Origin of the sequence: Bradyrhizobium sp., from assembly GCF_049581145.1 — a bacterium.
In the GTDB taxonomy this organism is placed as follows: Bacteria; Pseudomonadota; Alphaproteobacteria; order Rhizobiales; family Xanthobacteraceae; genus Bradyrhizobium.
On the sequence record NZ_JBAURI010000032.1, the window covers coordinates 1 to 11,666 of the forward strand.

The 11,666-nt window shown below is 60.6% G+C and carries 15 protein-coding genes; 3 read left to right on the top strand and 12 right to left on the bottom strand.

All coding sequences use genetic code 11. The annotated features are described in order from the left end of the window. The first annotated feature begins 297 nt into the window (after positions 1-297). Positions 298-555: a hypothetical protein gene (locus WCB02_RS00960; RefSeq protein WP_423955341.1), complete on the top strand. Its 258-nt coding sequence runs from the start codon at positions 298-300 to the stop codon at positions 553-555. A 128-nt stretch (positions 556-683) separates the two neighbouring features. Here the strand turns inward: WCB02_RS00960 and WCB02_RS00965 are convergent, their stop codons facing one another. The 6 genes from WCB02_RS00965 to WCB02_RS00990 all read right to left on the bottom strand — a co-directional run bounded on the left by WCB02_RS00965 (position 684) and on the right by WCB02_RS00990 (position 4,741). Continuing rightward, complete coding sequence (locus WCB02_RS00965; protein WP_423955344.1) at positions 684-1,304, bottom strand: glutathione S-transferase family protein; 621 nt, start codon at positions 1,302-1,304, stop codon at positions 684-686. Then, positions 1,304-2,110 (bottom strand): SDR family NAD(P)-dependent oxidoreductase, encoded by an 807-nt coding sequence (locus WCB02_RS00970; RefSeq protein ID WP_423955347.1) that lies wholly within the window; start codon positions 2,108-2,110, stop codon positions 1,304-1,306. Before WCB02_RS00970 ends, WCB02_RS00965 begins: the two co-directional genes overlap by 1 nt. 49 nt (positions 2,111-2,159) lie before the next feature. Then, entirely contained in the window at positions 2,160-2,867 is a 708-nt protein-coding gene (locus tag WCB02_RS00975) for a glutathione S-transferase family protein (protein ID WP_423955349.1), read from the bottom strand. Continuing rightward, entirely contained in the window at positions 2,864-3,226 is a 363-nt protein-coding gene (locus WCB02_RS00980) for a hypothetical protein (protein ID WP_423955351.1), read from the bottom strand. Before WCB02_RS00980 ends, WCB02_RS00975 begins: the two co-directional genes overlap by 4 nt. A gap of 184 nt (positions 3,227-3,410) precedes the next feature. Then, entirely contained in the window at positions 3,411-3,809 is a 399-nt protein-coding gene (locus tag WCB02_RS00985; protein WP_423955353.1) for a hypothetical protein, read from the bottom strand. Further along, entirely contained in the window at positions 3,806-4,741 is a 936-nt protein-coding gene (locus WCB02_RS00990; RefSeq protein ID WP_423955355.1) for an alpha/beta fold hydrolase, read from the bottom strand. Before WCB02_RS00990 ends, WCB02_RS00985 begins: the two co-directional genes overlap by 4 nt. Positions 4,742-5,060: 319 nt before the next feature. On the opposite strand from WCB02_RS00990, the gene WCB02_RS00995 reads away from it, so the two are divergent. Next, positions 5,061-5,669 carry a TetR/AcrR family transcriptional regulator gene (locus WCB02_RS00995; RefSeq protein WP_423955358.1) on the top strand — a complete coding sequence of 203 codons (609 nt, stop codon included), beginning with the start codon at positions 5,061-5,063 and terminating at the stop codon, positions 5,667-5,669. Between the two features lie 2 nt (positions 5,670-5,671). Here WCB02_RS00995 and WCB02_RS01000 read toward each other — a convergent pair whose 3' ends face one another. The 5 genes from WCB02_RS01000 to WCB02_RS01020 all read right to left on the bottom strand — a co-directional run bounded on the left by WCB02_RS01000 (position 5,672) and on the right by WCB02_RS01020 (position 9,465). After that, positions 5,672-6,802, bottom strand: a complete 1,131-nt coding sequence (locus WCB02_RS01000; RefSeq protein WP_423955373.1) for a patatin-like phospholipase family protein — start codon at positions 6,800-6,802, stop codon at positions 5,672-5,674. Between the two features lie 83 nt (positions 6,803-6,885). Beyond that, positions 6,886-7,407, bottom strand: a complete 522-nt coding sequence (locus tag WCB02_RS01005; RefSeq protein ID WP_423955360.1) for a DoxX family protein — start codon at positions 7,405-7,407, stop codon at positions 6,886-6,888. Then, the gene (locus WCB02_RS01010; RefSeq protein WP_423955362.1) at positions 7,404-8,210 is read right to left on the bottom strand and encodes a DNA-binding domain-containing protein; all 807 of its coding nucleotides are present in this window, start codon (positions 8,208-8,210) and stop codon (positions 7,404-7,406) included. The genes WCB02_RS01005 and WCB02_RS01010 overlap by 4 nt, the downstream gene beginning before the upstream one ends. Continuing rightward, positions 8,197-9,123 (bottom strand): DUF692 domain-containing protein, encoded by a 927-nt coding sequence (locus WCB02_RS01015; protein WP_423955364.1) that lies wholly within the window; start codon positions 9,121-9,123, stop codon positions 8,197-8,199. Before WCB02_RS01015 ends, WCB02_RS01010 begins: the two co-directional genes overlap by 14 nt. Positions 9,124-9,156: 33 nt before the next feature. Beyond that, positions 9,157-9,465 (bottom strand): DUF2282 domain-containing protein, encoded by a 309-nt coding sequence (locus tag WCB02_RS01020; RefSeq protein ID WP_423955366.1) that lies wholly within the window; start codon positions 9,463-9,465, stop codon positions 9,157-9,159. Between the two features lie 701 nt (positions 9,466-10,166). Between WCB02_RS01020 and WCB02_RS01025 the strand changes: the two genes are divergently transcribed. Then, positions 10,167-10,667: an NrsF family protein gene (locus WCB02_RS01025; protein ID WP_423955368.1), complete on the top strand. Its 501-nt coding sequence runs from the start codon at positions 10,167-10,169 to the stop codon at positions 10,665-10,667. Between the two features lie 220 nt (positions 10,668-10,887). Here the strand turns inward: WCB02_RS01025 and WCB02_RS01030 are convergent. Further along, on the bottom strand, positions 10,888-11,666 hold a 779-nt coding region (locus tag WCB02_RS01030), incomplete at its 5' end, for a CobW family GTP-binding protein (RefSeq protein ID WP_423955370.1).

Here is an 11,666-nt window from a genome sequence, read left to right on the forward strand (position 1 = left end):
GCTGATTAAGAGTCAGCTGCGACGGGGGACGGCGGGGCCGGCAGCAGCGCAGATCGCATGTTCGAGAACAGCACCAGGCGGCTTGGTCGGACGTGGCCGTCGGCTCGTTGGTGGCACTAAGGAAAAGACGCGCCAGTGGCTTCTTGTGAACGGGACGCTCTATGCTGAGGATGTCTCGCGAGGGTTCATCGCGTCCCGAAATCCTCAGTAAAAGCATAGGTCAGAAGACCTGCCGTACCCATGCCACCAGCACGGAGCATCAGATTGATTTCTTGTGGCCCATGCGGTGCCTGGCCCATGCGCAACAAGTCCTTAACTATGTTGTTGGATTATCTTGCCATGAGGACACGGGACGATTTGAAAGCTGTGATCGAGACGCTGCGCAAGCGCCACGGCCTTCTTGCAGCCTATTTGGAGGCAGCAGACAGATTCGATTGGCGAACCCTCGATAAGCCTATGGCAATCGGCGAACTTGCGCCGGTCGTAAATTGTGCGGCGCCAGGTCCACATCAGCCTGAACCGGAGAGTAGCGACGCACACGTCGCAGCGTCCTGACGTGGGAGGATACAGTTGTCCGCGCACTAATCGTCGCCGAGGGACTTTTGGAAGCCGAACTGAACGACGTCTACGCCGCGACGTCGAATGGATACGCTCGCGGCCGCCTCTTCGGACGTTCGGCATGCCTAGCTGAGAGGGGTCATGACAATCTGTTGGAAAGCCGTGCGCGCACGCATCAGGTCGTACCAGCGCCGCACATTCGGCAATTGCGGATGGTCGATGTCGAGCGAATACCACCGGTGAAGCGTCGTCGCCACAGGTATATCGCCCATTGTGAAGGCATCGCCGGCGAGAAAAGCGCGATCTTCCAGCCGATGATCCAGTATCCGCACCGCAGAAAGCGACAGCGCCTCGGATCTAGAAACCACGGAGGCGTCGCGCTCGTTGGCTGCGGTCCGGATCATGGCGATGAACAACGGCCGCAATGCCGGCCAGAACGCGGTCGCTTGCCAATCCATCCATCGCTCCGCGTCAAACCGCGTCGCAATGTTGGCGGGGCAACGGCCGCCGGCACCGTACTGGTGTGCCAAATACCGGACGATAACGTTTGATTCCCACAGCCTGATCTCGCCGTCCTCGATGGTCGGAACGAGCCGGTTCGGGTTGATCGCCAAATAGTCCGGCGTGTCAGTCACCCCGAAGTGCAAACCGGCGTCGATCCGATCGTAGTCGAGACCGAGCTCGTGGCAGCACCACAGCACTTTCTGGACGTTGATCGAATTCGTTCTTCCCCAGATGCGGAGCATCAGAGTGCCGAGTGGTTTCTCACCGCTTCCGCGAGAGCCGGCTTGAGGTCAGAGAAGCGATTGTCGAGCGCCGCCGGATCATCACGGTTCAAGGCGATCATCTTGGCACGAGCCTCGCCGCCACGGATAACCTCGAAAGCGTCTTCACCGATCCCCACGATGACGGCGTCGGCCACCGCCGCGGCGGGCTCGCGGGTAAAGCCCAGTTCGGGGCCGGCTTTCGACGTCTGCATCATGGGCGTATCGGTGGCGCCGGGGTAGACCGTCATCACATGCACGCCCTCGCCCTTCAGCTCGCGGCGCAGCGACTCGCCGAATTTGGCCAGCCCCCCTTTGACGCCGGCGTAGGTGGCGTAGAATGGCGCCGCGACGAGCGCGATGCCCGAGGTGATGTTGACTACGAGACCGTTCGTGCTCTCGCGTAGCGCCGGCAGCGCGGCACGCGTCAGCATGATCGGTGCCACCAGATCGACCTCGATCATGGTGCGGATTTCGTCTTCGGTCGTATCCTCCAACCTTCCTGCCCTGACGCCACCGGCGTTGTTGACCAGCACATCAAGGCCCCCGAGTTTCCGGAGTGCAAAAGCGAGGGTCACCGCCCTACCGTTATCGGTGCTGACGTCGGCCGCGACCCCTTCGACAAAACGACTACCCTTGCGAAGGGCATCGATCGCAACCTTCAAGGCATCGGGACGGCGCCCCGTAACGACGACGCGGGCACCCTTGGCCAACATGGCCTCGGCGATCGCCAGACCGATTCCGCTCGATCCGCCGGTGACGAGGACTCGTTTTCCGTTCAGATTCATCGTGCGCTCATTTCTCTGGTGTTCGATCGCGGGCGGTCAGGATCGGCGGTCAGCTTGCGGTCCTCGGGTAGTTCGAGGGAAACAGCGAACGCTTCGTTTCCTCGTCCATTTCCTTCTTGAAGGCGTGCCCCTTGCCAACGGCGCGGGCCTTCGCGACCGCCGGACGCGAGTCGACAGCGCGAAACCAACGTTCGAGATTCGGGAACGCCGCCAGCGCGCTGGTCTCGCCCGGAAGAACGCGCCCCGCCCGGTCGAGCCATCCCCAAGCCGAGATGTCAGCTATGGTGAATTCATTTCCGACGATGAATTCGCGTCCCTTCAGATCGGCGTCGAGAACTTCGTAATGACGCTCCACCTCGCGGCGGTAGCGATTGACGGCATAGGGCAGCTTTTCGGGAGCCGCGTGCTGAAAGTGCACGGCCTGACCGGAAAACGGTCCGAGACCGCTTGCGATGAAGAACAACCACGACAGGAGTTCGGGTCTATCGGCAGCTGTGCCGATCAGCCGACCCGTCTTGTCGCCGAGGTAAAGCAGAATGGCACTGGAATCGAAGACCCTCGCGTCCTTGCCGCCCGGACCTTCGGTGTCGACGATTGCGGGTACCTTGCCGTTGGGGTTGATGGTCCGAAACGCCTGCGTATGCTGCTCGCCCTTGCTGGTGTCGACAGGGAACAATTCGTACGGCAAGCCGGTCTCCTCCAGCATCAGGGCAACCTTTGCCGGGTTGGGTGTCGGGTGGAAATAGAAACGGATCATGCGTTTTCTCCCTTTGTGCTCAGTGATTGGCCAGATCTCGCGGCAAGCATCACGGCCGCCGCGATGACCGCGATGGCGACGGACGAAAATGAAGACGGCAATTCGTCGAGGACCGGGATCCCGAACACCGCGGCGCCCACAGGAACGAGTGCGATAATCGCTGCCGCGGCCTTCGGACCGAGGGAAGAAACTGCGCGATTCGAAAGCCAAGGCGCGTAACTACGAACCATGCGGAAAAGATCGCGACCGACAAGCCGGCACACGCAAAGCTGTAGATGACCCTTCTCAGTTTGTGAGCGGGCGTTCTCCCGCTTGCCACTTCCATCGCGGTCAAAATCATCGGTCACCAGCAGCTTCACGGATCCACCACTGTGTTTTAGATCATTCGTTCTAGATTTCCTCAAGTATGTTTCTTGACATACGACGTCTGCAGTACCGGGAGGGATCGATTGTCCAGTGGGGCGCTGCAGCGCCAGTATCGTCGAAGAAGGCGAAATTCCCTTTTTGGCCGGTCGTCGGCGACGCCAGGACGACGATGATTACCTAGCCGGCCGCGGCTGGCACGCGATACAGTTTTCCGGTCCGGTCCAAATCCTCGGCGGTCCAGGAACCACCGACACCCACGATCATCCATCGCAGGATGGCCCAGAGATCGCGGTCCAGCACGTCGTCCTCGATCGGCTCGAGCGAGTCGACGACGGCATTGATTTCCACCCCCGACGGAAACGGCTCACCGCTGCGACCGATGAAGACGAGCGCGTAGGGAAGCCCGGAAGGCGCCCGAACGAATCCCGGCTCACTTAGTCCCTTGCGGTCCAGATCGAATGTGCGCGCGAAGAATGCCCGAAACTCCGGATAGTGCCCGACGCGATCCTCGGCGAGGGCGAACGCAAATCGCTTACCCGAGAGATCCGGTTTGCCAATAACCTCAACGTCGCTCATCGGCTGATCTCCGTCCGATCGAGCCGATCCAGAAAACCTGCAATCAGGCGAGCGATCTCGGCGCCAGAGTCCTCCTGGAGGAAATGACGACCCGTCACCATGTACGGGCCTTCGGCATGCGGCATCATCTGCTTGAACCGGCAGGAGAAGGTCGCGGCGTCGAATACTTCATCCTCGCGTCCCCAGATGATCATGGTGGGAAACTTTGACCGAGATAGCTCCCGCTCCAGCCATTCGAACCGTTCGAACGCACGCGCTTCCCGATCAAGCGGGATCCAGCGCGGCCAGACCCAGGTGAGCAGTCGTGTGGCTGGATCCGGCAAAACCGCCTCATAGGCCGCCTGGGCCGTCGCAGCGAACTTCTCCCGGTCAACGACGGAGAGGTAGACGCCGCGCCCCGCGAGCGCCTTGTGGCGACCCAAAAGATAGGGCCCGACCAGCGGCGCGTGCATCATGCGCCAAGGGAAGATACGTGTGTGAAATTCGGCCGGCGGCAACGGCCACGCCCATGTGCTCATGACCGTGAGCGCGCGAATGCGTTTTGGGTTGCTCACCGCGAACGACAAGCCGGTGGGGCCACCCCAATCGTGGCAGATGAGCGCAATTCCGGTCAGGTCCAGTTGTCTCATGAGAGCGGTGAGATTGGCCGTGTGGCCGTCGAGGGTATGGGCCTGCTCGCGCGTCGGCTTTTCGGAAAGGCCAAACCCGATCATGTCGGGAACGATGACGCGCCGGCCCGAGGCAACCAGCGGGCCGATAACATCCCGGTAGAGGAAGCCCCAGGTGGGATTTCCGTGCAGAAGTACCACGGGGTCGCCTTTTCCCTCGTCGATGTAATGCATGCGCCAGCCGTTGACGTCTGCAAACCGTGGGGCGTATGGCCATTTGTCGCGAATGGAGGCTGGAAGCGAATTGTCGGTTTGGATGGCCACTTTCCCTCCGGGAACGCTTTTTTGGTTTTGTTCGCCCTGCCCCGACCGGCGCCACCTGATGGCACAACCTGGCATTCTTATAGATCGTATGCTCTACAATAGACAAGGAATTGCCTGTCTTTCAAGCCTTGCGACTTCAGAAAGCTGCAATCGTTCGCGCGCTGCCTTGGCGGTGCCGACTTGAATAACGCCTTCCCAAACAGGTGGTCCGGGGTGATATTGGATTGATATTGCCTATCTAAACTTCTGCCACCCTGTTGAAGGCAAACCAAGGACGTCGGAACCGATGGCGAGGCCGCGTGAATTCGATGAAGCCGCCGTGCTCGACGCTGCGATCCAGCAGTTCTGGCTTCGCGGCTACGAGGCGACCTCGGTCCGCGACCTGGCCGAAGAGATGGGTATCGCGGGCGCCAGCCTCTACAACGCGTTCGGCGACAAGCGTACCCTTTATCGAAGCTCGCTCAATCGCTATCTCGAACAGACGTTCCGCGAAAGAATCCGTCGGCTGGAGCGGACCCTTCCGCCCCACGATGCGATCGCGGCCTTTCTTCGGGAAATCATCGAGCGATCACTCACCGACAAGCGGCGCCGCGGCTGCATGCTCGTCAACTCGACGCTCGAAAACGTTCCGGAAGATCGGGATTTCCAGCAGATCGTCGCCATGTTTCTGAACGACGTGGAATCCTTCTTCCTGCGCTGCACCGTCGCCGGTCAGCGCGACGGGACGATCGGGAAATCACAGTCCGCCGAGGATCTTGCCAGGCTTCTCCTTGGTCTATTGCTCGGAATCCGCGTTCTTGCACGCGCACGGCCCGACCGCGAGCTACTGGAGGGCATGACACGCCCGGTATTCGCGCTCCTCGACGGGAAGCGGGAACAGCGCAGTACCGGCATTCGCCGCCCCGTCAAATCTCGGACGCGCGGCTAGCTTCAATCCATCGTCCGCTGGTGCAGAATGACACCTTCGAGAGGATCGAATTCTCCCTCCCACGGCTTCTTTTCCAACATATGCTTCGTGTGCTCGAAGCCAGCCTCCCAGCGATGTCTTATGCCGGACCGGCTAAAATCGATGTCCTTGGTGTGGTTGTCATGGTTGAGCCGCGGCGCGAGCAACTGAACGACATGCATCCGTGTCGTGCATCCGTAGGAAGCGAGTTCCTTTACGGAGTCGGTGTTCCGCTCATGCTCGGAAAGCCTTGCGGCAAGCTGGCTGATCACATGACGCATGCGATGGGTCTGCTTTTGCCGAACGACGTGGCTCGAAATACGACTTGAGTATTGGATGTCCTTGTACCGATGAAGGACTTCTCCTATCGATTCCGGCTCGGGGCCAGCCGGGTTCCACATATGCACGGCAAAGATCAATGCGTCCCTGCGGGGATTGTCGTCGAATACGATCTCGGTTGGAGTATTCGAAAGAATGCCGCCGTCCCAATACAACTCACCATCGATACGGACCGCGGGAAACGCCGGCGGCAAGGCACCCGACGCAAGAATGTGCTTCACCGAAATGTCAGTCATCCTGCTATCAAAATAGCGCATCTCGCTGGTCCGCACATGAGCGGCCCCAACCGTAAACCTCGGTCCATCACGATTGATCCGCTCGAAATCGACAAGCTCTAACAGCGTCTTCTCAAGAGGCATGATCGAATAGTACCCGGCCCGGTCCGAACCGATCGGAACGTTCATTCCCAAATGGGCCAGAACATTCGGTTTGAAGAACGCGGGAATGCCGCCGACGTAGGTCGACCAGTTGGCAGACGCGTGAGAAAAACCGGCCGACGCGCCGCCAAAATCCAGTACCGGAGGCGATTCCACCCGTTTCCAGAATTCCTTGAGCTTCGGAATTCGATCTTCGCGCCGGTTGCCCGCGATCAGGCTCGCATTGATCGCACCAATTGAAGTCCCGATAATCCAGTCCGGCTCGATCGACGCTTCGTGCAACGCCTGATAAACACCCGCCTGGTAAGATCCAAGCGCTCCGCCGCCCTGAAACACCAACACAACCTGGCCGGGCAACTTACGTTCCGGCGGACGATCCGGCTGGAGGTCCTGATTCAAGCTCACTTACAATCTCCTGCAATTCGGGGAAAGCATGGGTCGCAACAAGCGCGTTCAACCAAGATTTTGGTCGATCTGCCTTTTCAGTAAGCGTCCTTTGGCAATCCCAATGCGTGCTGAATTCCATGGTCGAGCGAAAGCCGACCTGGTCCCCACGCCATGATGCCGAGCGCCATCGCAGCCCAGGTGATATGGATCGGCCAGCCGTCGGGAACGGTGAGTTCGACAATGCATGTCATGAACAGCAGCCCCGTTGCGGCAAAGCGCGTGGCGAAGCCCAGGATAAGCAGGGTTGGAAACAGAATCTCGCCGCAGCCGGAGATGAACGCAAAGACGGCGGGAACCGGGTAATGATAAGGACCGCCGGGCAGATGCAGCATGAATTCCTCGCTGAACAGCAGCACGGTGGTATCTTTGAGGTGCAGAAAGCCGTCCCATTTGTTGATGCCTGAACGCCAGAACGGCACCGAGAGAGCAACGCGCATCACGAGTTGAACCAGTGATGGTTGCGCGACAGCACGAACGATGCCGATGAGCCCGTCCGCGAGCATGCCGATCTGGCGTGCCACGCCGCTGCTCGATCCAAATTGGTCGGTGGTCGTCATCGAGGATCTCCGCTATCGATTGCCATGAACGTTCCGGCCTCGGTCATCCCCGCAATATTGGCGGGAAGATCGAATGATTTACTCGTCTCAAACGCCGCCGCGGCGGCCTGACCAAGTGTCTCGCCCGAAACGAGATGCGTCAGAAACCTCGCGCCGCCCGGAGGAAGGTGCCGGACAACAACCTCAAGCCCGGGCCGGGTTATCAAGGCGTCTTCGGCTCCATCCGCTTCGATCGGATCCATCGGGCCGCCGCTTCGGTTGGCCGCGAAGATCGAGACAGCCGGAAATTCGGAACTCACGATTCTGACCGCTGGATGCGGAATGAAACGGACATCCGGTAGGCGTTCGGGCGGAACGGAGATCAGGTCCTGTGGCTCCAATATCTCCATGTCCGCAGCGTGATAGGCGTCGAGCCAAGCACGCTCGATCCGGGCGACGTCGGCCAGCCATGGCAGGGATTGCGCGTACTCATACCGTTCGATGAACCCCGGGAAATCCCGGCCATACTCGAACAGCAAAGGCGAGGTCGGCGGGGTGGCACGCACATGGAAGCGGGCCATCGCGCGGAAAAATTCCACACCCGTGATCCGTTGGGTGGCCGGAAAAATCGCCGCGAGCGCGTCGATGAGGCTGACGGTGACGTTGTTGCGATAGACGTTATAACGTTTGCTCGCCGCCTTTCCATTCGGGCCGCTAACCACCGCCGGGGTCGCGCTCTGGGGGTCGAGCAGCGCCGGCGAAAATGTCCCCGTGAACGACTGGCGTCCGCGATCGTGCCGGCCCACTGGTTCAACGATGCGCATGGACTTTCCCAGAGCTGAAAGGTGTTGCGTGACGGTCCAGCAGTTCCTGCGCGGCCCTTGCTTCGGCTTTGAGGACCGGCCAGTCGGGGATGCTGCTGTCCCATTCCACCAGCGTCGGAATCGGACCGCTCCGGTTGATCACGATTTCGAACAGCTTCCATACCGCGTCGGCGACCGGTCCGTCGTGGCTATCGATCAGCAGAGGATCGCCCTCGTCATCGACCTGCTGGGTGTGTCCGGCCAGGTGAATCTCGCCGACACGCTCGATCGGAAAATGCGAGAGATAGCCGAGCGCCGAATAGCCATGATTGGTCGCGGAAACGAAGACGTTGTTGATATCGAGGAGCAGTCCACAACCGGTGCGCTGAACGATTCCACGAATGAAATCCGTCTCGCTCATCGTCGATTCCTGGAAGGCGACATAGGTGGAGGGGTTTTCGAGCAGGATCGGCCGGCGGACGGCCTGCTGTACTTCATCGATGTGTTCGCTAACCCGCCTCAACGTCGCTTCGGTGTACGGCAACGGCAGCAGATCATTGAAATACGTGGTCTGATGGGTCGACCAGGCCAGGTGCTCGGAAACGAGTGCCGGCTCATAGCGTTCGACAAGCACGCGGAAGCGCTCGATATGATTGCGGTCGAGGGGTTGCGGACCACCGATCGACATCGCGACGCCATGCAATGAGACGGGATAGTCCCGGCGGATTTGCTCAAGCGCATGATGCGGCCGGCCGCCGGCTCCCATATAGTTCTCGGCATGGACTTCGAAGAAGCCGTCCTGCGCTCTATCTTGCAGAATTGCCGGCAGATGCTCATGCTTGAAGCTTGTGCCGGCCAGACCGGCTATCTCGTGTGCGGGAAAACGGAGACGCCTTGGTGCGGGTGATCCCGGAAGTTCTCTCACTTCGCTCATCCAACGTCTCCGCCTTCCGCTGGTCTCGTCGCTCTAAGTCTGGGCCGTCAAAGAACCGGTTTTGCCACCCGGCACCTTGATGCTGGTGCAGGTCCCGTGCTGCACGAACTTCCAGGAATTGCCCTGGAAGTCCGTCGTCGACGTACCCTGGCAGGTCGTCCCGGGACCGGCGGCACAGTCGTTCTGCCCCTTCAGCGCCACGCCGAAACACTTTTCCTTGCCGGCAGCGACCGCCGCTTTGCCCTCTGCGTCGGTCAGCGGTGCCGCGGCAGCCATCGATGCAAGGGCCGTGGTGACGGCGCCGGCGAGTACGAACGCACTCACGGTGGATCTAACAGACATCTAATTCTCTCCATTTGGATTGGTCAGCGCACCGCTACCGGTACACACTGGGCACTTCGCGGTTTACGCGCGTTGCGTTACGCGACTGGGCCTCACTCTTCCGTGATTTCGCTTTTTTCACGACGCATCGGGGCGCCGAAGCTGTTGTATACTCTTGGATATTATCTCGCGACAGCTCTCGATGATTCAAGAACGATCGTTCAAAAACTCTCCGCTCATTCCGCCAATGACCGAGGTCGCTCAAACCGGGGGTGGCCCGCGGTGTGATCTGAGCGACGAGACCCGACCGGTCTATTGGAATCCGGGCTCTGTGGCTGGCGAAGCACTGCTTCAGCCTCGACACCCCGCCGGTAATGGGCGCGGCCGGCGGAGCGGCGATCTTCATGCAGCTTCGGAAGCGCGCGCAACCGGAAGGTCGATATCCGTCCGCGCCAGGATGTTGACGAAGCTCGAAAAGGCGTGAGCGACCATAGCCTGCTGGAGCGGGAGTCAGGCAGATGGCAGGAGCGTGCCGGCAATGATCGAGTGCGGGAGCGGGAGACCGCCCTACTGTGCGCTCGAAATCGTCCGAGACCAGGCATCCACCAATGCTCCGCGTATTTGCCACCGATATCTTGTAACCTTCCGCTCATGCGCGCGGATAGCGGGAAGGTGCTGCTTCTCTCGCTTTCGCGACCCTGCCGATTTGAAAGTTGATCAACGTGAAGAGTTCGGACCTCATCCGGTTGCTCGCCGGTGAACTTACGCCGGTTCAACCGGGCAAGACACGAAACGACCTGCTCCTTGGCCTGAGCCTCGGTGCAGCGGTCTCGCTCACCGTCGTGGTCGTGATCTATGGCGTCCAGCCCGGCCTTGTCGGTATCGCCCATGGCGGCCCGTTCGCGATGAAGGCAAGCTATGCGCTTTCGCTCGCGGCGATCGCTGGTTCGATGCTGCTGCCGATGCTGCGGCCCGGAAATCTTGTGCCGGATCGAAGAGGTATCTTCGCGCTTACAGTGCTTTTGCTTGCTGGAGGCGCCCTCTTGCAGACGGCGATGACGTCAGATGCCGACGCCGCGTCACTTTGGCTGGGAAGAATATTGGCATCGCCCCTTTCCATCGAAACCAGGGCGGCGCTCGGGTCGGAGACGAAGCGTACCACGATCTTGTCGAGCTTGGGCCGGCCCGGGAGGAAGAACTTGTCGAATTTCTCGAGCGTATAGTACTCGCTCTGCTTGTTGACTCACCACGGTGTTTCCGGGTGCCGACTGCGCATTTGGAGCGCACTGAACCCGCGAAGACCGCTCCCAGGCCCAGGACACCAAGCAAGAGATAGTTTTTGATCGACATGGCTACATCCCTGTCTTTGCAACTGCTATCGATGGGCCGCCACTTCGGCGGTGCCCTGGTGAACAAGTTCACTCGCCGCCGCCGGACCGGCGGTCACGCAAGCGCGGTGTCGAGGATCGCGTCCAGGTCTCCGTCACCCGGAAGATCGGCCGTGCCGATTCCCACGAGCGCAATCCCTCGCGGGTCGATCTCACCGTCAGCATTTGACAGCGACCAGTCTTTGGAAACCATCTGCAGAACCAGCGGGGCGCCTTCGCCGGCCACGCGGCATGCGCCCTTCAGGCGCAACAGCTGCGGCGGGAGCGTGGCCATCGCGGCCGCCAGCCGTCCCCGATCGAATGCGCCGTCCCGCCGATAGGTCCAGCGCCTGAAACTCTCCTCATGATCGGAACTCGCCGCATCGGCGTCGACCGCCTGGAAGCGCGAATGCTTTCCTTGGGCCGTGCAGGGATCGAACCACTTATCGGGCGACAGAACCTCGATGCGAACGTCGGCCCTCAACGAACGGACCGCATTGCGGGCGCGATCCAGATCCTCTTCACTGGCGAGGTCGCCCTTGCTCAGGAGAACCAGATCGGACTTTGCAAACTGGCTCCGCACGGTATCGCCGACCCGCCGATCATCGATCAGCCCGGCGATCCGCGTCGCATCCGCCAGCACGATCACGCCATCCAGCCGAAGCTCGGGCTCGACCAGGGCGATCTCGGCGATGCGCCAGGGGTCACCGACGCCGCTGGCCTCGATCACGATCCGCTCGAACCTGTCGTCGCAGTCGAGTACCTTTCCCAGGGTATCGAAAAAGCCCGAGCCGATGCTGCAGCAGACACAGCCATTGGTCAGCGACATCGTCGCCCCGTCGTGCCGTTGTATCA

Excerpts from the sequence above, each read along its gene's own strand:
- WCB02_RS01010 (WP_423955362.1), bottom strand. The coding sequence starts at position 8,210 with ATGCGCATCGTTGAACCAGTGGGCCGGCACGATCGCGGACGCCAGTCG.
- WCB02_RS00960 (WP_423955341.1), top strand. The coding sequence starts at position 298 with ATGCGCAACAAGTCCTTAACTATGTTGTTGGATTATCTTGCCATGAGG.
- WCB02_RS01005 (WP_423955360.1), bottom strand. The coding sequence starts at position 7,407 with ATGACGACCACCGACCAATTTGGATCGAGCAGCGGCGTGGCACGCCAG.
- WCB02_RS01015 (WP_423955364.1), bottom strand. The coding sequence starts at position 9,123 with ATGAGCGAAGTGAGAGAACTTCCGGGATCACCCGCACCAAGGCGTCTC.
- WCB02_RS00985 (WP_423955353.1), bottom strand. The coding sequence starts at position 3,809 with ATGAGCGACGTTGAGGTTATTGGCAAACCGGATCTCTCGGGTAAGCGA.
- WCB02_RS00975 (WP_423955349.1), bottom strand. The coding sequence starts at position 2,867 with ATGATCCGTTTCTATTTCCACCCGACACCCAACCCGGCAAAGGTTGCC.
- WCB02_RS01020 (WP_423955366.1), bottom strand. The coding sequence starts at position 9,465 with ATGTCTGTTAGATCCACCGTGAGTGCGTTCGTACTCGCCGGCGCCGTC.
- WCB02_RS00970 (WP_423955347.1), bottom strand. The coding sequence starts at position 2,110 with ATGAATCTGAACGGAAAACGAGTCCTCGTCACCGGCGGATCGAGCGGA.
- WCB02_RS00965 (WP_423955344.1), bottom strand. The coding sequence starts at position 1,304 with ATGCTCCGCATCTGGGGAAGAACGAATTCGATCAACGTCCAGAAAGTG.